Origin of the sequence: uncultured Aquimonas sp., from assembly GCF_937888285.1 — a bacterium.
Classification (GTDB): domain Bacteria; phylum Pseudomonadota; class Gammaproteobacteria; order Xanthomonadales; family Xanthomonadaceae; genus Aquimonas.
The window spans coordinates 58,358-79,276 of record NZ_CALART010000068.1 but is presented as its reverse complement, the minus strand read 5'-3'; the positions used below and the strand labels follow the sequence as shown (position 1 = coordinate 79,276).

Below are 20,919 nucleotides of genomic sequence, written 5' to 3'. Positions count from 1 at the left end.
GGCGACGGTCAGGAAGATCGGGTCAGGTTGGAAGGTGAGACAGCCGGACGCTTACAGCGCATCACCGAACGCGGGCTGCAGGTCAGCGCCTGCGTGATCGGTGCCGATGGCGAGATCCTCGGCTGGCAGGACAAGGGCCAGATCGATCCGGACGAGGAGCCCGCCTACCCCGCCTACGGCAGCGAGCGGCAGGTGTTCAGCGTGGGGCCGCTGCGCTTTGGCGTGGTGATCTGCCACGAGGGCTGGCGCTATCCCGAGACGGTGCGCTGGGCGGCGCGGCGAGGCGCGCAGGTCGTGTTTCATCCGCATGCCGCTATAGGCGAGCCCGGCGGCTTCCGCCCGCAGACCTTTGCCGACCCCGCCGGCAGCTTCCACGAGATGGCCGTGCGCTGCCGCGCCGCCGAGAACACCGTTTACTTCGCTTCGGTCAACTGTGCGAGCGATGGCGTGCCGATCACCTCAGCCATCGCTGGTCCCGATGGTCGGCTGGTCTGCTGGCAGCCGCATGGGGTGCCCGGGTTGCTGGTGGCGGATCTGGATTTGAGTGCGGCGACCGGGTTGCTGGCGCAGCGGTGCAGGGTGTCGGGACAGTAGTTGCACTGTGCCGCATGCCTCGCGCGCAGGCCTGCAAGGTGATGGCAAGGCGTTGGTGAGGACCGGGGCAAGCGTAGGGCTCACGGTGGGCCAGGGCCCACCCTATGGGTGCTCGGTGGCGCGGCGGTGTGGGGTATCGGCTCGCGCTGGGCAGCTGGCTGGGCTTGCAGCTCAGCACGCGGCGCCCCAAAGTACACACACTCAAGTAAACACAGGTGCCAGCCATGGCGACCCTGACCTCTCGTGTGTTCAACAACGGCAACAGCCAGGCCGTGCGCATCCCGGCCGAGTTCAAGCTGGATACCGACCGCGTCACCATCACCCGCAACGAGGCGGGTGATCTGATCATCCATCCGCTGCGTGCGCGGCGTGGTGCTGCCCTGCTTGAAGCCCTTGAGGCGCTGGCCGACGCCGACGCTGAGTTCGTGGCGGCCCTGGAGGCGGAACGTGCCAGCCAGCCCGATGTGCAGGAGCGCGAGCCCCTGTGATCTATCTGCTCGACACCAACATCCTGATCTACCTGATCAAGAACCGACCGCCCAGCGTCGCCCAGCGCATCGATGCGCTGCCCGAGTCCGACGAAATCTGCATGTCCTTCATCACTTGGGCGGAGCTGCTCAAGGGCGCTGAGCGCAGCACGCGCAAGGCCGAGGTGCTGCGCCGCCTTGACCAGCTCAGCCGCCAGGTGCCAATCCGCTATCCGACCGGGCCGGCAATTTGTCGGCACTACGCCGAGCAGGCGACACGCCTGAAGGATCAGGGCACGCCGATCGGCGCGAACGATCTTTGGATCGCCTGCCACGCCCTGGCCGATGCGGCCACGCTGGTGACGCACAACATGCGCGAGTTTGCGCGCGTCAGCGGCTTGAGCGTGGAGGACTGGGCTTCGGATGTCGCGGATTGAGCGAGTGACCTGCTGGCAGCCGCAGGGCCGACTGAGGCTGCAGGTGGCACGTCTGGATCTCGATACGGCGAGCGGGATGCTGGCGCAGCGGTGCAGAGTGTCGGAGGTGTAGGTTTGTCTTTGCCCGCTGGCCTCGCGCGGGCTTTCGCGATGGGAGGGCGGGGCCTTGGCGAAGACCGGTACGGGCGTCTAGCTCATGGTGGGCCGGGGCCCACCCTATTGGCGCCTTGCCGCAGGGCGCGTAGCGGTGTCGAAGCCTGATGTGGAGGGGCGCGTGTTGGCGCGCTATGTAGGCATTCACCATTTGAAGGCTTACCCTGCGCGCTGCCATGTGTTTGCAGCTGCGCCAGCTCACTACAAGGAATGTTCATCCATGCGCACTTTCTTCCGGCTCGCCCTGTCTGCTGCACTTCTCGCTCTGACTTCTGCTGCAGCCCAAGGCGCCGACACGGCGGTCGATCCGATCGACGAGTCATATGCGACCGAGGGGCAACGCGTGGCCTTGGCGGATGGCCGGGCCTTGAACCTGCGCTGCAGCGGTGAGGGCGGGCCGGTGATCCTGCTGGAAGCGGGCGGCAACGCGGACTCCAGCACCTGGTATCGGGTGCAGCCGGGGCTGGCCGAACTGACGCACGTCTGTGCCTACGATCGCGCGGGCTATGGCTTCAGCGACGAAGGCCCGATGCCACGTGATCTCGATGCGGATGTCGCCGATCTGCAGGCACTGATCGAGGCAGCCGAGCTGCCGGTGCCGGTCCTGCTGGTGGGTCATTCGCTGGGCAGCAATATCGTGCGTCGCTTTGCGCAGCGTCATCCGCAGCAGGTCGCGGGCTTGGTGCTGATCGACCCACCCGAGCAGGGTGCGGATGCCGGCATGCCGGAAGACTGGAAGCAGCAGATCGCCGCGATGCTGCCGCAGCGCGACGCCGTGCTGATGCGCTGCGAAGAAGCGGCAGTGGCGAACGATGCCGAAACGATCCAACAGCGCTGCCTGCGCGCGCAGCCGGCCTGGATGGGTGAACGCGTCGCGGCAGCCGCGGTGAACAACAAGTCGAAGCCCGCCTACTGGCGCACGCTGCGATCGGAGCTGGCGAGCAACATCGCGGTGTTTGCGGAAGCCGTGCCTGCCGATGAGTCCTACGGCGCGATTCCGCTGGTGCTGCTGAGCGCCGGCCTGCGCGATGAAGACGCACCCGAAGAGGTGCTCAAGGTGATCGCCGAAGCGCGCGAGCAGACCCATGCACGCATCCTCGCGGCGTCTTCGCGCAGCTCGGCCATCGAGGTGCCGGGCACAGGACACGACATCCAGCTGGATCAGCCGCTCGCCGTGGTGCAGGCGGTGCGGGGCCTGCTTGCAGAGCTGCAGGACCCTGCCGCGGGCACGCCTGCGGCGGAGTAGCGCGGTTTCGGTTCGGGGTCTCCATTGGCGGCGTGGCCCAGACGGAAATGCACCACGCGGGCATGCGTTGAGCTCATGGTGGGCCGGGGCGCACCCTATGGGCGCTTCGGGGAAGACAATGCGGCTGGGATTGGCGCGCTATATCCCACAGGGTGTATCGAACCCCTGACCCCTCAAGGGTATCGGGCACGCGGGTGACTGCCGGCGAATCACCGCTGCCAAACGAACACGCGATGCTTGGCGTAGCGAGCGAACAGACGCGCGCTCACGAAAGCACCGCAAACCGTAACGCACGCCCATGAGGACCGCCCACGAAAGCCCTGATCTCCCTCGGCACGCGCCACGCCTGAACGCCGCCGCAGCCCAAGCACAAGCGCGCCCCAATCCGGTCGATCAAGCGCATCGAGCCGTCTTGCAGCAGCCTGCAAGACGGCTCGCCTGCCGCCGCCCAGACGCCGGCCCTCAGGGCTGGGCGCGACGACGCGCTTCCAGTTCGCCGATGGCGGCCCATTCCTTCAGCCTGAGGCGTGCGCCGACGCCCTGGTGCCGGGCCAGGATCGCGCTCCACGCGTCGGCGGACAGGGTCGGCAGGTCCCACGCATCGCGCCAGGTTTCGACGGTGCCCACAAGCTCGGCGAACTGCTCGCCGGTGACCGAGGGCTGCTGGCCCGCGGCATGGCGGACTTCGGGAACTTCGTCTGCCAGCAGCTCGGGAATCAGCTCGGCCGGGGTGCCGTGGTTGACCGCAGCGATCTCGCGCAGCTCGGGTGACTTCGCCTTGGCCAGGGCACGGAAGTAGGCCTCGCCCTCCAGGCCCGCCAGCGAGGCCGCCTCGCTCGCGATGTTTCCGCGGCTGTACCACGCAGCGACTGCTGTCTTGACCTGATTCGCATCAGCATGGGCCTGGCTGAGCAGGCTCAGCACCACGTCCTCGACATAGCCGTGTCGCGCGATGAGCGCATCGATGGCGGGCTTCGGCAAGTTGCGGCGGTTCAGCAGCCGATCCGCGAGATCGGTGTGCCTGTTCAAACCGAGCCTGAGGGCCTCTCGCATCAGCGTGATCACCACCTCCGGGTCGAGGCTGTCATTGGCAGCAAGATCGGCGAGCGCCTCCACGCCTTCCGCCTCGGGTGCCTTCAGGCTGAGCTCAAGCAGACGTCGCTGGCGATCAGGCGGCAGCCCGCGATTGAGCCCCAGCCGCGCGGGCGCCCTGCCCGCTTCGGCGGCAAGCCCCAGCAGCCAGTCGGCAAACTCGGGCGCGGCCAGCCGAAACAAGGGGTGGTCATCGGCGTCGCCCTGCTTCAGCAGCTCGATGCGCTCCGCCTGCTGCCCACCATCCAGCGCCACGAAGGCGTAGGCGCGCGCCCGGCCATCCATCTTCGGCGTCGCCAGCAGCCGATCGATCAGCTGCACGCGCTGCTCGGCACTCATGCGCGCCGGCTGCGCGCCCAACGATTGTCTCCACAGCGACCGGGCCAGATGGATATGGCCCTCTCGATCCATGCGCGGCAGCAGGGCATCGACCTCTTCGAGGCTGAGGCTGGCATGGCCCAGCGCATTGGCGAGCTGGCGATCGGCGGATTCGATCAGCGGCGCCAGTGCCTCGGGCTCCAGCGCCAGCACGTTGAAGCCTTCGATCAGAATGGCGCTGCGCACGGCGGGCTCAGGGTCCTCGGCGAGCAGGCGGATCAGTGCGACCGACGGATCGGTGCGCTTGGCCAGCGCCGCGCGCACACCGGGATCAGGGCTGCGGGCGATGCGCTCCAGCGTCGCCGGATCGGCGTTCGGGTCGGCCGCCAGGCGCTGCGCCATGCCCGCCTGCAGGCTGTCGCCGGCGTGCGCCTCGGCGATGGCGGGATGCGTATCGGCCAGCCATTCCAGCACGATGGGATCACCACCACGCGCCAGTGCCTCGGCGACCACCGCGCTCAACTCCTCGCGGGCGGCCATCAGCTGGTCGACCAGGGGATCCTTGCCGACCAGGGCCAGCAGGCTGGCGTCATCGGCTTCGAAATCAAAAGCCGCCTCCAGCCACTGCGGCAGCTCGGCCGGGGCCTCGGTTTCGCGCAGCACGGGGCGACCTTCGTGCATGGCGCGGCGCAGTCCGTCTTCATCAATGCGAACCCAATAGGCCGTCTCATACTCATCGACGGGGTCACGGAAACCCGCTGAGCCGAGAAACTCCGGCCGCAGCCGACGCAGGCCGTTTTCGTGCCTCAGCCTGTGCGCAGGCTTCATCTCTTCCGCTCCGCGGTAGCGATCATCCAGCTGGAAGCCGAGCTCGCCTGGCTGGTAGCTCGCATCCTTGTCGGAGACGATCAGGCCGGCGGCACTCAGCGCGCCGCCCACCTTGAAGGTGAAGTCGTTGTAGACCGTCGCGATCACGCCTTCGACGTGCAAATCGCCCTTCACATGCAGCGAGGCGAAGCTGTAGATGTGCTGGGCCTGCATGTCGCCCAGCACGGCAACGATGCCGTAGGGCAAGTCGCGGTCATCGTCGTAAACGCCATCGACCCGCAGGTCGCCGCGCACCAGCAGCCGGCCGCTGGGGGCGAAGTGACCGGGCACATGCAGGTCGCCATCGTGCACCAGGAAATCGCCGTCGTTGAACTCGTAGAGGATGTTGCCGCTGCCCAGCAGCTGGGCGATGCCGGCGCGCTCCTCGTCGGTGGCGGAGCGCAGGCCCTTGAGCTCACTCGTGGAAATCCAGGGCATCGCACAGGCGACGCTCGAAACATTCGCAAGAACCGACATCAGCAGGACACTCCATGCACGCATTGAAAACTCCCAATGGATGAACGCAAGGACCGGGCGGATCAAGGACAAGCGATACCTGCCGATGCCTTGCGAGGTCGTTGGCACAACAGGGAGCGCATGGGATGACAACAGCCCTTCCATGCACTTTCCCTGAGGGCACAACAGTTCAACGAAACGACAGAATACCCGGGCGCTGGTCTGTTGCGGCGGGCACAGTCGGCGTGCGGGATGCTCCGGACCCACGCTGGACAGGCCGTATGGGGCCGACCGGGCAGTCAAGCCGGCAGCCTCCTGGGCGTTGGACGGCGACACGCCCGACCGTCGGCACAGGCGGAACGGGCAGCGCCACGATTCGCTGGCGCTGCAGCGCCCCCAGGGGGCCGCGGCGCATCTCCTGAAGTGGTCCGCGCCGGGGTGCCCCTTCCGCCCACTCACCCAGGGAGAGGCCTACTCGGGCCCGCATGCGAGTGCGCGTGTATCGATGCGGCACTCCCTGCCGATGCAAGGGCTTGCCCGCGCCCCCAACCTGTGCGGACGCCGCTGGCGGCGTCTCCCGGCACCGGACCGATCCGGCCTGCCTTAGACTTCCGCGTTCCACGGCAACCGAGACAGCGATGAAGCAGTACCTGCCCCTGTGGATCCACGACTGGCTGGGCGTGCTGCTGCCCGCGGGCTATGTGCTGCTGGTGCTGGCCCTGGCCTGGCTGCTGCGCACGCTGGTGCGGCGGGTGATCCAGCGCTTCGCGCGGCGCTACACGCTGCCCGAGGAGCTGGTGATCGGCGCGCGGCGGATCCTCGGCTTCGTGATCTGGTCGACGGCGCTGCTGACCATCCTGCAGCACTTCGGGGTCTCGGGCACCGTGCTGTGGACGGCCTTCACCGGCTTCGCCGCGGTGGCGGCGGTGGCCTTCTTCGCGGCCTGGAGTGTGCTGTCCAACCTGTTCTGCGCCCTGCTGATCCTGACCACGCGGCCGTTTCGCCTGGGCGACTACGTCGAGCTGCTGGAGAGCGGCGACAAGCCGGGCCTGAAGGGCAAGGTGATCGACATCAACCTCGTCTACACGACGCTGCGCGAGCTGGAAAGCGAGCGCAGCCAGGCGGTGCTGCAGGTGCCGAACAACCTGTTCTTCCAGCGCACGGTGCGGCGCTGGCGCAGCGGCGCCGAGCCGCCGCTGGCGCTTGAAGGCGCCAAGCCCGAGAACGCAGGCGAAAGAGCGCCGTAAGGCACGCGCGCCGGGCCGGAGTGGCCGCATGCGCTGCACGCAAGCCCGCCTCGCGGGTAGCGGTGGGTGGTTCCGGCCTTGGCAGCGCATCTTTCGCGGGTGCGGGGCATTTCCGGCGGATGCGCTGCGCTTATCCGCCCTACGGCGCGAGGGACGCCATGCGGCGAACAAAACCAAAGGTCCTCGACTCGGGTGACGCCATGCCGAGAACAAAGCCGAAGGCCGTGATTCGCGTAGGGCGCATAAGCGCAGCGCATGCGCCAGCAGCCGCGGGTGACGCAGTGCGCAGATCGAAGCAGCGACCTGGTTCGCCCACACCAATGCAGCGCCGGCACAGGATGTTCAGACGGAGGAACCCGGCCGCGCGTAACGCCCGGTGTCCAGGCCGAGGGGCTGATGGCGGATGCGCTGCGCTTATCCGCCCTACGGCGCGAGGGACGCCGCGCGGACAGCGCAGCCGCGGACCTTTGTTCGCGTAGGGTACATAAGCGCAGCGCGTGTACCAGAACCTCGCGCTACCCCTCGTACAGGGTTCGCGCAGGGCGCATAAGCGCAGCGCATGCGCCAGCAACAGCGGGTGACGCCGTGCGCAGGCCAAAGCGGCGACCTGGTTCGCCCACACCGCTGCAGCAGCCGGCACACGTTGTTCAGACCGAGGGACCCGGCCGCGCGTAGCGCCCGGTGTTCAGGCTGAGGGGCTGATGGCGGATGCGCTGCGCTTATCCGCCCTACGATTCGGCTGAGGCTGCACGCATTCCTTCCATACCCGCACTGGTCCTATCCTCGGCGGCTGATGCGCCGGCCTCAGGCTTGCGCCACTCGCCACTGCTGCCGGACACCCGACATGCCGAACTCGATCGATCTCCAAACCGCCCACGGCGCGATCCGCGCCTACGCCGCCGAGCCCGCGGCAGCACCGCGCGCCGGGCTGGTGCTGATCCAGGAGATCTTCGGCGTCAATGCCCACATCCGCAGCGTGGCCGAGCGCTGGGCCGAGCTCGGCTACGCCGTGCTGGCGCCGCAGCTGATCGACTTCGTCGAGCCCGACGTGGAGCTTGAGTACACCGAAGCCGGCGTCGCCCGCGGCCGGGCGCTGATGGCCGAGGTCGGCTTCGATCGCTGCGTCGCTGGCTGCGCTGCTGCCGCCGACGCGCTGCGCGCACGCGGGCTGAAGGTCGGCGCGCTGGGCTTCTGCATCGGCGGAAGCATCGCCTTCCTGTGCTGCACGCGGCTGGGCCTGCCGGCGGTGAGCTACTACGGCGGCCGCACTGTCGGCTTCCTGCACGAGCGCCCGCAGACGCCCCTGCTGCTGCTGTTCGGCCAGCACGACCCGCTGATCCCGCCCGAGGCCGTGCAGGCCCATCGAGACGCCCTGCCCGAGGCGCGGATCGAGCTGTTCGACGCCGGCCACGGCTTCAACTGCGAGCAGCGCGTCGACTTTCACGCGCCATCCGCGGCACGCGCCCTGCAAGTCAGCCGGGAATTCCTGGAACTGCACCTGGCATGAGCGCACCTTTCCAGCTTGATCCCCGGCTCGAAGCCGACAGCCTGCCGGTGGCCGAACTCAGCCTGTGCAGCCTGCGCCTGATGGACGACCAGCGCTTTCCCTGGCTGCTGCTGGTGCCGCGGCGCGCAGGCCTGCGCGAGCTGTTCGAGCTGTCCGCCTTCGACCAGGCCGAGCTGCTGATCGAGCTCAACCACGCCGCCCGAGCGCTGAGCGCCGTGGCCAAGCCGCACAAGCTCAACCTCGGCGCGCTCGGCAACATCGTCGAGCAGCTGCACCTGCACCTCATCGCCCGCCAGCCCGGCGACGCTGCCTGGCCAGGCCCGGTCTGGGGCAGCGGTGCGCGCCAGCCCTATGCGCCTGCCGACGCTCGCGCCCTCATCGCGCGCCTCATCACCGCGCTCGACGCCACCCGGGCCTGCGCCGATGACTGAGCGCAAGCTCAAGCCGCAGTTCGAGCCCTTGGGTGAAGCCGCGCTGCTGCTGCGCTTCGGCGACAGCCTGGACCCCGCCCTGACGCTGGCCGTGCAGCAGCTCTCCAGCCTGCTGCGCCAGCAGCCCGCCGAGGGTGTGCAGGAATTCGTGCCCTCGTACAGTGCGCTGGCAATCCACTTCGACCCGCTCAAGACCGACCTCGACAGCGTCGCCGCCTGGGTGCGCGGGCGGCTGCGCGAGCACGAACACGCCACCCGCCGCGCCCCCCTGCCGCGCCGCATCGAGATCCCGGTCTGCTACGGCGGCGACTACGGCCCCGACCTCGCCGCCGTGGCCGCGAACGCCGGCATCGACGAGGACGCCGCCATCGCCCTGCACTGCAAGCCCGAATACACGGTGGCGATGATCGGCTTCCTGCCGGGCTTTCCGTATCTGCTGGGACTGGACCCGCGGCTGGCGATGCCGCGTCTTGCCACGCCGCGTGCGGAGGTGCGCGCCGGCGCGGTCGGCATCGGCGGCGCACAGACCGGAATCTATCCGCAGGCCAGTCCCGGCGGCTGGCGGCTGATCGGGCGCACGCCCGAAGTCCTGTTCGACCTGCGCCGCGCGGCCCCCAGCCTGCTGATGCCCGGCGACCGCGTGCGCTTCGTGGCGGTGTCGCCGGCCGACTTCAAGCGGCTTGAGCGGGAGCACGAGGCATGATGGAGGTGCTCTCGCCCGGCCTGCTGACCACCGTGCAGGATCTCGGTCGCCGCGGTCACCGCGCGATCGGCGTGCCGCTGGGCGGCGCGCTGGACCGCTTCAGCCTGCGTGCGGCCAACGCCCTGGTCGGCAATGCCGACGACGCGGCAGCGCTCGAGTTCACCCTCACCGGGCCGACCCTGCGCTTTCAGAACGATGTGGTGATCGCGCTCTGTGGCGGTCGCTTCGAAGTGCAGGTCGAAGACCTCGCCCTGCCGATGTGGCGACCGCTGCGCCTGGGCGCGGGCACGGTCCTGCGGATCGGCCGCATGCAGCGCGGCGCGCGCGGCTACCTGGCCGTGGCCGGCGGTATCGATGTGCCGACCGTGCTGGACGGCCGCGGCTGCCTGCCAGGCTCAGGCTGGCCTGGCCTCGCCGGCCGAGCGCTGCAGGAAGGCGACCAGCTGCGCCTGCGCGGCATGAGCCTGGTCGGCCGCAGTTGGCCGCGCGCCGACATCGGCGTGCGCATGGCGCGCTGGTGGGCCAACCCGGCGCCGATCCTGGAGCTCGACCAGCCCGCTGAAATCAGCCTGCTGCCGGCGCGCGACAGTGTGGCCGACAGCGAGCTGCTGTTCGACAGCGCATGGCGGGTGTCGGCCCGCTCGAACCGCATGGGCCTGCGCCTGGAGGGCCCGACGCTGGAGCTGTTGGAGCCCGCGCCGACGCTGTCCGAACCGGTGGTGCCCGGCACCCTGCAGCTGCCGCCCGAAGGCGGCCCCATCCTGCTGATGGCCGACGCCCAGACCGTCGGCGGCTACCCGCGCATCGGCCACGCCGCGCGCGCCGACCTGCCGCGGCTTGCCCAGCTCGCGCCAGGCGAGTCGCTGCGCTTCGTCCAAGGCAGCCAGGAAACCGCCGTCGAGCGTCTGCGCCAGATGGAGCGCCACCTGCAGAAGCTGCGGCTCTCGGCCCAGCAGGTGATGGCCGAGTAGCCCGTCATCCCCGGGGCGAACCTGCGGCGATCCGCATCCGGCATGGCGCCTGTCGGCCCGACCCTGCGCGGCGCATCCAGGCATGAGGGGCATGTCCCTGGGAGACGTTGGAATGAAGCGCGGATGGCCAAGGATCTCATCTGAGGCGCCGGCCCGCCTCACTCGAAGCCGTTGTCGAAGATCTCCGGCACAGGGGGCGCCACCACGAACTGGTAGGCGCCGCTGGAGCAGGCGCGCAGCGGACGTTCGACACCGCGCTGATCGTTCGGAAGAATGCAGGACTTGCCGAACGCACGTGCGGCAGACGCTGAGAAGATCGCTGCAGTCGGGGTCTGCCCCGGGGCATTCAGGGCGAGCGCTCCTACCAGCGAGAACGTATTGCCTGTGCTGTCATTGACCGTGACCGGACAGGTCACCGCACCCGTGCTGTAGACGTTGCCGCCAGCGCTGGTGATGGCGGCACCTGTGCCGCCACAGTTCGATGTCTGGGTGCCGCTATTGAAGATGTTGAAGCCGACCAGATTGTCGATCAGGGTCGTGGTTGACGAAGTGCCAAGCCGCAGGCCGACGCCGTCATGAGTCGTCGCATTGGGAGCGCTGTTGTCGATGATGGTGCTGCTGCGGATGGTTGCGACATTGGGCGTGTTGGACGACACGCTGATGCCTCCCGCGGCCGAGGCCGTCGGGGAACTGTTGACGTTGAGCGCCACCGTGCTGTTGATGACGCTGAGCGTGCCGCCGCCAAAGTGATCGATACCCGCGCCCGCCAGGTTGCTGTTGGCGGTGTTGCGATAGACCGCGCTCTCGTAGACCACCATCCGCGGCAGCAGCTCGGGCGGGCAGCCGCCCGATCCCGACACGCTCAGACCGCCGCCTTGCGCTCCAAAGTTCTCGAACACGCCGCTGCGACGAACGACCACATCAGCACGGCAGGTCGCTGCAATGCCCGCTCCCGTGCCAAACACCAGGTTACCGCCGCGCACAGACAGGTCGACGAAGTCCACGCTGATGTAGCTGCTGCCGCTCTGCCGAACATGAAAGACGCGGTCCTCGGTGACCGCCCCGTTGCCGTCGACAAGGGTGACCGATGCACCCGCGCCGCGGATGGTCAGGCTGTCGGTGATGTCGAGATCGCCCGTCAGCGCAGCCTCCTCGTTCGCGCCGGGAGTAGCGAGGGTGATCGTGCCGGCCGGCAGCACGATGGTGTCCAGCCCCGGCAGCGCATTCGCTTCCTGGATGGCCGTGCGCAGGCCGCAGGCTCCCAGCGCATCGGCGCAGACGCCGTCACCGGGGTTGATGTCGTTGGCGTCGGTGTCGCCCAGGTAGTTGACGGTGAACACCGCTGCGCGGACCCCGGCCTGCGCGTGCAGCGCGAGGCGCGCCTCGACGTCAGTGGGCTCGGGAGCGCGGGCTGGAACGCCAACGTAAGCGCTGCCGTCCTCACGACGTACGGCCGTCGAACGCGGGATGGCAGCGATCTCCGCGGCGCTCAGGGGCGGCACCGCGATGGAGGAACTCGGCTCGGCTTCACCAGGTTCAGGCGCGCGCGCCTGCGCCGAGGCCAGAGACGGGAGCGCCACGATCGACAGCAGCATCGCGGCGCCGGCAAGCCGGCAGATTCGAGGAGCAGTGGGGTTCATGGCGAGCAGTACCTCGGACGTTGGATCATCCAGTGGATTCGTAGCCACGCCCGACTTTGCGACATGCCGCGTTATCCAGAGGCGAAGCGATCAGGACCGGGCCTGCATCCACCCGCGCAGGCGACGCTCTGCATGTCCTGCGCAGCCCCGATCCATTCAATCACCGGCCGAGCGCGGGGCGGCTCGCGCCCGTTCGGGTCTGAGGGTCGCAGCCTGACACGCACGCAAGCCAGATTGCCGATTGCGGTGGCCGCCGCAGCGCTGTCCCGACGCGATGCCGCGGTCGAAGAGCACAGCTAAGCTTGTCCTGTGGCGGCGCGCAAGTACGCTTGAAGGCATGTTCCCGCTTCCGGATTGCCCCATGCAGCTGCTGACTCCTGCCGGCCTTGTGCTGATCGCGAGCCTTGCCCTGCCCGCCCAAGCCGCCACCTACCGCGTCGGCCCCGTCGGCGACGCCGCCTGCACGCACACCGACCTGCAGGCCGCCCTCGACGCTGCGGCTTCGACGCCCGAGCTGGGCGGGCATCGCATCCTGATAGCCCTGCCGGAAGTCGCGCGCACGCCGGCCTTCCACTACGAGAGCGCGTTCTCGCTGATCAACCCGCAGGCGAACATCAGCATCGAGGGCAACTTCGCCAGCTGCTCGGCCAACGCGCCGATCCAGAACAATGGCGCCACTGTGCTGCGCATCAGCGCGGGCTCGCAGGGGCGCGTGCTCGGCATCGACAACCTCGGCAGCACGCTGCGCACGCTGAACCTGCGCAATCTTCGCCTGAGCTTCGGCGACACCACCGCGCCGCTCGCGTTTCCCAGCAACAATCCGCCCCATGGCGGTGGCCTGCGGGTGCACGGCGCGCTGCGCGTGCGGCTCGATGCCAGCACCGTCTCGCAGAACCGCGCTCAGCGGGGCGGCGGCGTGGCGGTGCTCGGAGGCGCCGAGCTGCGCCTGCAGGACGGCAGCAGCATCGGCCTGAACGAAGCGCCCGGTGCGCTGGCCCGCGGCGGCGGCCTCTACTGCGCGGATCCGCAGTCGGCGGTGTTCATCGACGAGGGCGCCATCAGCGGCAACCGCAGCGAGGGCAACGGCGGCGGCGTGTATCTGGACGCCTGCGCCGGCCTGCTCGCCGGCACGCCCGCGTCGCAGAGCCCGCAGAACCTGGCCCAGGCGCGTATCGACGAGAACAGCGCGGGCCTGGCTGGCACCAGCGACGCTGGCCTCGGCGGCGGCATCTACAACGAGCGCTCGCAGGTTCTGTTCGGCGATGGCGATCGCCACGCCTACAGTCTGCTGATGTTCGACAACGAAGCGCGCCGCGGCGGTGCGCTGTATGCAGCCGGCGATACGGTGAATCTGGCGCGCGTGGATGTGCGCAACGGCGCCTTCATCGCGAATACGGCCCGCGACCGCGGCGGCGCGGTGTTCACCTCGGCGCGGGTCGAGGTCGACTTCGACCACGGCCGCCTCCAGCCCTGCCTGTTCGACGCCAGCCTCGGCGGCACCGCCTACCGCTTCGAAGCCTGCAGCCTGATGGCCCACAACCGCGCTCTGGCCAACGGCAGCGCCAGCAACAGCGGCGGCGGCGTGCTGCAGGCCCTCAACAGCAGCGGCGCCAGCGCCAGCGTCGGCATCCAGCGCACCCTGCTCGCCCACAACGAGGACGCCGGGCGCGCCGCGGTGGCCTACGCCAGCGGCATCACGCTCAACCTCTCGCACTCGATCCTGCACGACAACCGCGCGCTGGGCACTGGCACCGGCTTCCTCACGCCCTCGCTGCTGCAGCTGTTCGGCGGCGGTCCGCACTTCATGCGCCAGAGCACCGTGGTGGCCAACCCGGTGCTGCAGATGGCCCTGCTCGATGGCGCCAGCCTGAACATCGCCGGCAGCATCACCCACGGCTCGACCATGCGCGTGTTCCGCACCGCAAACGGCGGCAGCCTGACCCATCGCGGCTGCCTGCTCACCCACCCGCTGCAGAGCGACGCCAGCCTGCTGGAGGAAATCGCGCCGGGCGTCTTCAGCGAAGGCACGACGCAGAACGATCCGGCGCTGAGCCCCCGCTTCATCCCCACCCCGGCATCAAGAGCGCTCGACGGCTGCTCGCTCAGCCGCGGCGGCGGCGGCCTCGACTTCTACAATCAGGCCCGCAACATTGATCTGCTGGGCGTCATCAACTTCCCCTTCCCGAACCTGGAGCCCGGCACCTACTTCGTCGACCTCGGCGCGATCGAGCTGCGTGATCTGGGGCCGATCTTCAAGGATGGGTTTGAGGGGCGTTGAGGGTTGGGGCGGCGACTTGCGGAGGCGGCACGCTGGGTCGCGGATCCCATCAACGTAAAGTGCACTCTGACCACTGCTCCTGGCCCCAGTTGGCAAGCCCGACGCCTTTGAGCAGCGAAAAAGCGAAAGTCATGCCCGCTACGGGACATATTCTAGGACGCACACCGGCAGTGACTTGTCTGGAGACGGGGGGACTTCAGTAAAGCCATTTTCGAACCAGAGCGTCGCCGAAACGATTCACAAGAAGAGTCTCGGCAGCCCGTTCTTGATCGTGAACTTCGCCAAGGCAGCGAATCATTAACGCATCCAGGTATTCCTCTACAGAGTCGGCGAACCGCACCAGGGGCGCGCCGCTGTCATGGTCGAAATAGTAGACAGCACCCGTGATGCGATGAAAACAGAACATATTGCCGTTGCCGAGGTAGTCACCAAAAGCCACCAGCGCATCGACCAAAGCGAGGTCATCGGGCTCGGAAACGATCTCGACGATGCCCGGGTAGGCATCCCGCAGCGGTTCAATGGGTGTGGCCGATTCACCCGCGCTGCACAGCGTCTCGGCCAGCGACAGAGCACCGAGTTCAAGATTGTAGCGACGCAATCCTTCGGGAAGCGCACAGCCAAGTCGAGTTTCGAGCGTCGCAAGATCTTGCTCAGCTGCCGGGGATATGCGGGCCTGCTTAGCGTGCCCCTCCCAAAGATCGCCGTAGGCTGCGACCACTGCACGGTACCACGCGCTTCGCTCATTCCAGTCTTTGAGCTCGACCCAGGCAAGTGCAGGTTCTGCTGGCGTCTGCTGAGTTGAACTGACCTGTCCCACCTGCTGCGACTCCTTGATACGAGCGTTGATGCATGGATCTGATGGTTCAGACAAAACCCAGCAAGGCGCCGGACCGGGGCTGGCGACTCGATGCTGAGTTCACCACCAAGCGACCCGCTATCGCCGGCCAGAGATAGCCACCCGGTTCCACTCGATACTGCGATTGCGCCAATGCGCACCTATGGCCTGGGTGAACTCAGCGCGGACCAGCTTGGCGCGCGACAGCGTCCAGCCTCCGCCCTCTCGCTTGATCACGATGCCCTCTGGCGGGCCACTCCGGTAGCAGCTTTGCGTGGATTCGAGCAGTGCGCGTAGCGAGGCCTGCGTGACCATGCCGCGATGAAGAGTGGGGACGCACTCAAGCCCTAGGGTCTTGACCAGCGCGTCGCGGCGCACGGTATCCCAGAACTGACCGGCCTCACGGTCGTACACATCGAACACCAGATACCAATCTGGCAAACCCGCGTAGTCCAACGAATGCCTTGCGGCACACCACTCGCCAAACAGGATCAAGCCTGGGGTCAGATGATCCAGCAAAGCTCGCCGACGTTGCGCCAGCCAGGGTCCGAGTCGGGAAAACTGTCCCACGAACGGCTCGACGAGGTACTGGCCGCGGTTCTGTGCGCGCAGCGCACCCTGCGGCGATACCGACAGACCCAGATTGGCGCCGTCGAGCTTCTCCTCCACCACCACGGCGTCGGCAAGCAGAGCTGAAACCTGCTTCGGCGTCAGAACCTTGTCACCGCGGGGGCTTCCCTGGCCCAACCATGCGAGGTGCGGCGTATGGGGGAAGCGGAAAAAAACTTCCGACATCGATCAACCGCCCGGCAGCGCGGGGACGGGACTCCCTGGGAACTTGGCCTCATAGAACCTGCAAACATCCTCCGGGCAGAGAAAGTCCACGGAGATTCCCGTCACCGCGAGCGCTGCACTCCAGTTCAACCACTTGCAGTCAGCGGCCTGCCAGATTGGGGGCTTGTCCGGGTGCGAGTTCGCCACGGCTACGAACTTACGGTCTGGCGGATCGAACTCAAGCTGCAGGTCATGATCGGGAAACTCGTCAAAGTGATCCGCCGCGTGCTCGGAAATCGAGACGCTCTGCACGTGTCGCGGGTTTCCAGCGTTACGCAACAGCCACTTGAGGAAAAGATCACCCACACCCTTGGCCGGACTAACGCGAGCCTTTCGCTGATATTCGCCTAAGATTCGAAAGCCATCGTCCACCACCACGACGCCCTCCGCCTGCAGCGCCAGCAACCGCCGCACACACGTTTCGACGCAGTCCGGGCTTACATCGCCGTGCTGGTCGTTGGCAACCAGCAGCACATTGGTGTCAACCACGACCTTCATCATCGCGACTCCGAGACTAGGGCCCTCTTGCGCTGCATGGCGGCCAGAGTACGTGCGGCGATATCTGCCATCTCATCGCCGAAGAAGTTCTCGGGCCAGTTCTCAATCTCTCCAAACATGTTGAGACGAAGCGGCTCCAACTCGGCGCCGGCACCTGCGCGACGGCAGAAGTAAACCGCCACGTCCTGCTCGGAAAGCTTTCCCTCAGCGATGCGTCGCTGGATCCGATTGAGCATGTGCTCCGAGTGGCTTTCGATGATGAGCTGGACGCCACGTGGTCTACCGTTCTCCCGTGCCTTGATCGCGGCGATGAAGACGTCGGCAAGCGCGGCCTGCACCTGCGGGTGCAGGTGTATCTCGGGCTGCTCCATCCACACCGTCGAGTGCGGCTGACAGTAGAAGGGCTGAGTAAGCGCCGGCAGAACCTGCGACACGCCAAAGCCCACGTCGGTCAACTTCACTTCGCTGCCGCTGGCGTGCGTCTTGAGCAGTACTTCGTACTCCTTGCGACCCTCGGCGACCGACTTGACTGTGAAGCTGTCGATGACCCCCAGCTCCCTTAGCCACTGCGCGATGAAAGCATCAAAGAGATACGAGTGCTTTCTGAGGCCTCGGCTCAGCTTGCGGCCGAGACTGCTGGCAGCGAGGATCGCGGCAATCGTGAGCTCGCCGCGCTGACCGACGCTCTCCGGCGTCTCACCCGACCAGGAGTAGATCCTCTTGGGAGGATCGCGCAGCGGGCCAAGGTAGTGGATGCCAGCCAGCGCAGCTTCCGTCTGCAGCGCGAGATCGCTCAAGAAATCGGCATTCTGAAAGCGCGCCCGGCTTTGGTCGGAGATGCGGTAGAACTTGTCGGGCTCGTCCAAGGGCCAACCGCGGCCGACGTTGCGCACCAGCTTGATCTGATCAGAAGCAATGTCGAGCTTGCCTTCCGGGCCGCGGCTGTAGTCGATCGCAAGTTCGCGCAGGCCTTCGCGCTTCAATTCGTATCCGAGGTGCCGCACCGAGGGTTGCTCGCGCTTGTCTGCCTGCAAGGCCACTTCGATGTGCAGCTCGTCGCCACTGAAGCGGGCCTGGGAGAGCGGATCGCGGATCTCCATGCCGTGGGGCAGGCTCCAGCCCAACTCGAAGCGCAGCTGACGGGACAGGTCGTGCCCGTGGATGCACTCGGCAAAGGTGCCCAGCTCGATCAGAGAGTGCTCGTCGCCCAGGTGCAGGGCGCGCCGACGGTCAGCCGACAGGGCTGTTTGTTTGAGCGCCAACAAGAGGTGTCCCAGGCTGCTCTTGCCGGCGCTATTGGCCCCGAAGATGACCGTCAGCGGCGCTAGACGCAGCGGACCTGAGTCGCCCCACGCCTTGAAGTTCTCGACGCGAAGGTGGGTGAGCATCAGTGCCTAGCTCCAGAGTTCAGGCGACCCCAAGATTCCAGCATCGCGCGTCGGTCTCGGAATTCGCAGGGGCGTGTCGTCCGCCGGGATGCTACTCCCCCACCCCCAAGCTCTCCATCAACCCCGCCTCATCCAGATTCTCACTCTCGCTCGCCCGCCGCGCGCGGTACTCGTAGGTGCCGGCGGCTAGGCCGCGCTCGGAGACGACTACGCGGTGCGGGATGCCGATGAGCTCGATGTCGGAGAACATCACGCCGGGGCGCAGGCCGCGGTCGTCGAGGACGGCTTCGATGTCTTCGGCCAGCAGCTTCAGGTACAGCGCTTCGGCGGCTTCGGCGACCTTGGGGTCGTTCTTGGGGTTGATGACGCAGACGGCGACCTGGAAGGGGGCCATCGGCTCGGGCCAGACGATGCCGCTCTCATCGAAGTTCTGTTCGATGGCGGCGGCGACGATGCGGCTGACGCCGATGCCGTAGCAGCCCATGTACATCACGCGGGTCTTGCCCTGCTCATCCAGCACGGTGGCGTGCATGGCTTCGGCGTACTTCTGACCCAGCTGGAACACGTGGCCCACTTCGATACCGCGGGCGAGCTTGAGCGGGCCGCTGCCGTCGGGGGCGATGTCGCCTTCGAGCACGGTGCGCACGTCGGCGACGGTTTCGGGCTCGGGCAGGTCGCGGCCGAAGTTGACGCCGCGGAAGTGGTAGCCGTTTTCGTTGGCGCCGCAGACGAAGTCGGCCATCACTGCGACTTCGCGGTCGACCACCAGCTGGAAGGGCTTGGGCGCGCCGATCGGGCCGAGGAAGCCGGGCTCCGCGCCCAGCGTGTCCTTGATCTCGGCTTCGGTGGCGAGGCGATAGTCGGCGAGGCCCGGCACCTTGCTGAGCTTGATCTCGTTGACGCTGTGGTCGCCGCGCACCAGCACCAGCACGAAGCCCCGCTCGCCGACTACGGCGACGGACTTGACGGTGCGGTTCAGCGGCAGCCCCAGCAGCGCCGCGACGTCCTCGCAGGTCTTCTGGGTCGGCGTGCTGACCTTCTCGAAGGCCTCGGTGGCCGCGGGACGCGGGCCGGCCGGGGCCTGGGATTCGGCCTTCTCGACGTTGGCGGCGTAGTCGCTGTTCTCGGAGTAGGCCAGCAGGTCCTCGCCGGACTCGGCGAGCACGTGGAACTCCTGCGAGGCGTTGCCGCCGATCGCGCCGGAGTCGGCCATCACCGCACGGAACTTGAGGCCCAGGCGGCTGAAGATGCGCTCATAGGCGGCGAACATGTTCCAGTACTCGCGCTCCAGGCACTCGGGCGTCAGATGGAAGGAGTAGGCGTCCTTCATCAGGAACTCGCGGGCGCGCATCACGCCGAAGCGCGGGCGGATCTCGTCGCGGAACTTGGTCTGGATCTGGTAGTAGTTGCGCGGCAGCTGCTTGTAGCTCGACAGCTCGCTGCGCGCGTAGTCGGTGATGACTTCTTCGTGGGTGGGGCCGTAGCAGTACTCGGCCTCCTTGCGGTCCTTGATCTTCAGCAGCTGGCCGCCGAATTTCTGCCAGCGGCCGGTCTCTTCCCACAGCTCGCGCGGCTGGATCGAGGGCATCAGCACCTCGACCGCGCCGGCGCGGTTCATCTCCTCGCGCACCACGTTCTCGACCTTGCGCAGCACGCGCAGGCCGATCGGGGTCCAGGTGTAGAGGCCCACGCCCAGCTTGCGCACCATGCCGGCGCGCAGCATCAGCTGATGGCTGACGATCTCGGCGTCGGCCGGGGTTTCCTTGGTGGTGGTGATGGGGAAGTGCGACAGACGCATGGAGGAATCCGGCTGGGGGGCGAGGGCCGCCGATTGTAGCGGGCATGGGCCGGGGCGCCAGCAGCAGCTCGCGCTTCCGGTGGCCTTGGCCCCGCAGGAGGCAGTCGTTGGCACGCCAACAGCGTCAGGAGGGCCGAGGCGTGGTGGCTTCCTGAGGCCACTTCCGCCTCGTTACCCCCCTCAGCTTCGTTCGAATCAGAGGGCACGTTTTGCGGCAGCGGCAGCCGTTCGTCTGCCGTTTCTCGGGGCGAGGCGGCTTCAGGCGCGTACCGGCTTCGTTGCAGCGGCCGTGCTGGCGCGCGCATCGCACCCGAGGATTCCTCGTCCTCTTGAGGAACCGCGGTCGGGAAATCAGCCGTTCCGTGAGCATTCCCCCTCTCCCCAACCCCTCTCCCACCAGGGGAGAGGGGCTTGAAATGCAGGCCGCTCCTGTCGTGCGTTCGTCACGAAGCGCTGCGCCTCGGATGATGTCGCGGCGGCCAGACTCCCCCCCCCTCGCGGGGGAGGGGCCGGGGGAGAGGGGGGACGCTCGCTGCGGGATTCACCTGCCTCCCCAAGCTGCCTTGGCTGCTCTCGGCCTCGGTAGAGCGTCGGCTGTCAGCAGCAGCCGACTACTGCCCTCCTACGCTTCCCAACATGCGAAAGGGGCTGGAGCCTCCAGGCGGAACAGACTTCAGCGCGTGACGACCTCGCGGTGCATCGGCGCGAGCTTGGCCAGCAGCTTGTTCTGCGCCGCAAACGGCACGCCCTTGGCCTGCATCGCGTCCTGCAGGATCTCGACCAGCGCATTGAACTCGTCGCGGCGGATGTCGAGCCCCTCGTGCGATTCGGCCATGCTGCGGCCGCTGTAGACGCAGTCGCCGCCGAGGATCACGCAGAACTGCTCGACCAGCTGGCGCTTGACGCGCGCCTGGTCGGAGAACTCGAAGAACTCGCGGGTGCGGTCATCGGCCAGCAGGCGCTGCATGAAGTCGTCCATCAGCACGCTCAAGCCATCGACCCCGCCGAACTCGGCGAGCACGGGGCGCAGTTCGGGGTGGGCGGGCGCGGGGTTCATGGACTCGGCGGCGGCAGGGCCAGCGAGGACGAGGGCGGTCGCCAGCAGGGCGCCACGCAGGGAACGGATCATGCGGTGTCTCCGGAAGTCGTGTGTGGGATC

At 67.6% G+C, this 20,919-nt stretch carries 18 protein-coding genes; 10 read left to right on the top strand and 8 right to left on the bottom strand.

What is annotated here, in order from left to right:
* The 4 genes from Q0654_RS14165 to Q0654_RS14150 form a co-directional block, all read left to right on the top strand.
* The coding region (locus Q0654_RS14165; RefSeq protein WP_298854913.1) for a carbon-nitrogen hydrolase family protein at positions 1–594 on the top strand (594 nt) is incomplete at its 5' end.
* A 224-nt stretch (positions 595–818) separates the two neighbouring features.
* The gene (locus Q0654_RS14160) at positions 819–1,082 is read left to right on the top strand and encodes an AbrB/MazE/SpoVT family DNA-binding domain-containing protein (RefSeq protein WP_091239916.1); all 264 of its coding nucleotides are present in this window, start codon (positions 819–821) and stop codon (positions 1,080–1,082) included.
* Entirely contained in the window at positions 1,079–1,498 is a 420-nt protein-coding gene (locus tag Q0654_RS14155; RefSeq protein WP_298854909.1) for a type II toxin-antitoxin system VapC family toxin, read from the top strand. Before Q0654_RS14160 ends, Q0654_RS14155 begins: the two co-directional genes overlap by 4 nt.
* A gap of 373 nt (positions 1,499–1,871) precedes the next feature.
* A complete protein-coding gene (locus tag Q0654_RS14150) occupies positions 1,872–2,897 on the top strand; it encodes an alpha/beta hydrolase (RefSeq protein WP_298854907.1) in 1,026 nt (341 codons plus the stop codon).
* 462 nt (positions 2,898–3,359) lie between these two features.
* Here the strand turns inward: Q0654_RS14150 and Q0654_RS14145 are convergent, their stop codons facing one another.
* A complete protein-coding gene (locus Q0654_RS14145) occupies positions 3,360–5,651 on the bottom strand; it encodes a hypothetical protein (protein ID WP_298854905.1) in 2,292 nt (763 codons plus the stop codon).
* 617 nt (positions 5,652–6,268) lie between these two features.
* Here Q0654_RS14145 and Q0654_RS14140 point away from each other — a divergent pair.
* The 5 genes from Q0654_RS14140 (at position 6,269) to Q0654_RS14120 (ending at position 10,489) form a co-directional block, all read left to right on the top strand.
* Positions 6,269–6,877, top strand: a complete 609-nt coding sequence (locus tag Q0654_RS14140; RefSeq protein WP_298854903.1) for a mechanosensitive ion channel family protein — start codon at positions 6,269–6,271, stop codon at positions 6,875–6,877.
* Positions 6,878–7,721: 844 nt separating this feature from the next.
* On the top strand, positions 7,722–8,384 hold the full coding sequence (locus Q0654_RS14135; RefSeq protein WP_298854901.1) for a dienelactone hydrolase family protein: 663 nt from the start codon (positions 7,722–7,724) through the stop codon (positions 8,382–8,384).
* On the top strand, positions 8,360–8,815 hold the full coding sequence (locus Q0654_RS14130; protein WP_298854915.1) for an HIT family protein: 456 nt from the start codon (positions 8,360–8,362) through the stop codon (positions 8,813–8,815). Before Q0654_RS14135 ends, Q0654_RS14130 begins: the two co-directional genes overlap by 25 nt.
* Positions 8,808–9,518, top strand: a complete 711-nt coding sequence (gene pxpB / locus Q0654_RS14125) for a 5-oxoprolinase subunit PxpB (protein WP_298854899.1) — start codon at positions 8,808–8,810, stop codon at positions 9,516–9,518. The genes Q0654_RS14130 and pxpB overlap by 8 nt, the downstream gene beginning before the upstream one ends.
* Positions 9,515–10,489 (top strand): biotin-dependent carboxyltransferase family protein, encoded by a 975-nt coding sequence (locus Q0654_RS14120; RefSeq protein WP_298854897.1) that lies wholly within the window; start codon positions 9,515–9,517, stop codon positions 10,487–10,489. The genes pxpB and Q0654_RS14120 overlap by 4 nt, the downstream gene beginning before the upstream one ends.
* A gap of 158 nt (positions 10,490–10,647) precedes the next feature.
* Here the strand turns inward: Q0654_RS14120 and Q0654_RS14115 are convergent, their stop codons facing one another.
* On the bottom strand, positions 10,648–12,129 hold the full coding sequence (locus tag Q0654_RS14115) for a choice-of-anchor Q domain-containing protein (protein ID WP_298854895.1): 1,482 nt from the start codon (positions 12,127–12,129) through the stop codon (positions 10,648–10,650).
* A 361-nt stretch (positions 12,130–12,490) separates the two neighbouring features.
* Here Q0654_RS14115 and Q0654_RS14110 point away from each other — a divergent pair, with 361 nt between their 5' ends.
* Positions 12,491–14,407, top strand: coding sequence for a hypothetical protein (locus Q0654_RS14110; protein ID WP_298854893.1), 1,917 nt, complete (start codon positions 12,491–12,493; stop codon positions 14,405–14,407).
* A gap of 196 nt (positions 14,408–14,603) precedes the next feature.
* Here Q0654_RS14110 and Q0654_RS14105 read toward each other — a convergent pair whose 3' ends face one another.
* The 6 genes from Q0654_RS14105 to Q0654_RS14080 all read right to left on the bottom strand — a co-directional run bounded on the left by Q0654_RS14105 (position 14,604) and on the right by Q0654_RS14080 (position 20,889).
* The gene (locus Q0654_RS14105) at positions 14,604–15,224 is read right to left on the bottom strand and encodes an SMI1/KNR4 family protein (RefSeq protein ID WP_298854891.1); all 621 of its coding nucleotides are present in this window, start codon (positions 15,222–15,224) and stop codon (positions 14,604–14,606) included.
* Between the two features lie 117 nt (positions 15,225–15,341).
* Positions 15,342–16,037: an RNA ligase family protein gene (locus Q0654_RS14100; protein WP_298854889.1), complete on the bottom strand. Its 696-nt coding sequence runs from the start codon at positions 16,035–16,037 to the stop codon at positions 15,342–15,344.
* A 3-nt stretch (positions 16,038–16,040) separates the two neighbouring features.
* Positions 16,041–16,574, bottom strand: coding sequence for a hypothetical protein (locus Q0654_RS14095; protein WP_298854887.1), 534 nt, complete (start codon positions 16,572–16,574; stop codon positions 16,041–16,043).
* Positions 16,574–17,962, bottom strand: a complete 1,389-nt coding sequence (locus Q0654_RS14090) for a DUF3696 domain-containing protein (protein WP_298854885.1) — start codon at positions 17,960–17,962, stop codon at positions 16,574–16,576. Before Q0654_RS14090 ends, Q0654_RS14095 begins: the two co-directional genes overlap by 1 nt.
* A 91-nt stretch (positions 17,963–18,053) precedes the next feature.
* Positions 18,054–19,760 carry a proline--tRNA ligase gene (locus tag Q0654_RS14085; protein WP_298854883.1) on the bottom strand — a complete coding sequence of 569 codons (1,707 nt, stop codon included), beginning with the start codon at positions 19,758–19,760 and terminating at the stop codon, positions 18,054–18,056.
* A gap of 673 nt (positions 19,761–20,433) precedes the next feature.
* Positions 20,434–20,889 carry a group 1 truncated hemoglobin gene (locus tag Q0654_RS14080; protein WP_298854881.1) on the bottom strand — a complete coding sequence of 152 codons (456 nt, stop codon included), beginning with the start codon at positions 20,887–20,889 and terminating at the stop codon, positions 20,434–20,436.
* Between the last annotated feature and the right edge of the window lie 30 nt (positions 20,890–20,919).

What these genes read in the sequence shown, in the direction of transcription:
- Q0654_RS14080 (WP_298854881.1), bottom strand. Translation starts at nt 20,889, where the DNA reads ATGATCCGTTCCCTGCGTGGCGCCCTGCTGGCGACCGCCCTCGTCCTC.
- Q0654_RS14150 (WP_298854907.1), top strand. Translation starts at nt 1,872, where the DNA reads ATGCGCACTTTCTTCCGGCTCGCCCTGTCTGCTGCACTTCTCGCTCTG.
- pxpB (WP_298854899.1), top strand. Translation starts at nt 8,808, where the DNA reads ATGACTGAGCGCAAGCTCAAGCCGCAGTTCGAGCCCTTGGGTGAAGCC.
- Q0654_RS14145 (WP_298854905.1), bottom strand. Translation starts at nt 5,651, where the DNA reads ATGTCGGTTCTTGCGAATGTTTCGAGCGTCGCCTGTGCGATGCCCTGG.
- Q0654_RS14120 (WP_298854897.1), top strand. Translation starts at nt 9,515, where the DNA reads ATGATGGAGGTGCTCTCGCCCGGCCTGCTGACCACCGTGCAGGATCTC.
- Q0654_RS14140 (WP_298854903.1), top strand. Translation starts at nt 6,269, where the DNA reads ATGAAGCAGTACCTGCCCCTGTGGATCCACGACTGGCTGGGCGTGCTG.
- Q0654_RS14095 (WP_298854887.1), bottom strand. Translation starts at nt 16,574, where the DNA reads ATGAAGGTCGTGGTTGACACCAATGTGCTGCTGGTTGCCAACGACCAG.
- Q0654_RS14110 (WP_298854893.1), top strand. Translation starts at nt 12,491, where the DNA reads ATGCAGCTGCTGACTCCTGCCGGCCTTGTGCTGATCGCGAGCCTTGCC.
- Q0654_RS14135 (WP_298854901.1), top strand. Translation starts at nt 7,722, where the DNA reads ATGCCGAACTCGATCGATCTCCAAACCGCCCACGGCGCGATCCGCGCC.
- Q0654_RS14100 (WP_298854889.1), bottom strand. Translation starts at nt 16,037, where the DNA reads ATGTCGGAAGTTTTTTTCCGCTTCCCCCATACGCCGCACCTCGCATGG.
- Q0654_RS14085 (WP_298854883.1), bottom strand. Translation starts at nt 19,760, where the DNA reads ATGCGTCTGTCGCACTTCCCCATCACCACCACCAAGGAAACCCCGGCC.
- Q0654_RS14160 (WP_091239916.1), top strand. Translation starts at nt 819, where the DNA reads ATGGCGACCCTGACCTCTCGTGTGTTCAACAACGGCAACAGCCAGGCC.
- Q0654_RS14090 (WP_298854885.1), bottom strand. Translation starts at nt 17,962, where the DNA reads ATGCTCACCCACCTTCGCGTCGAGAACTTCAAGGCGTGGGGCGACTCA.
- Q0654_RS14115 (WP_298854895.1), bottom strand. Translation starts at nt 12,129, where the DNA reads ATGAACCCCACTGCTCCTCGAATCTGCCGGCTTGCCGGCGCCGCGATG.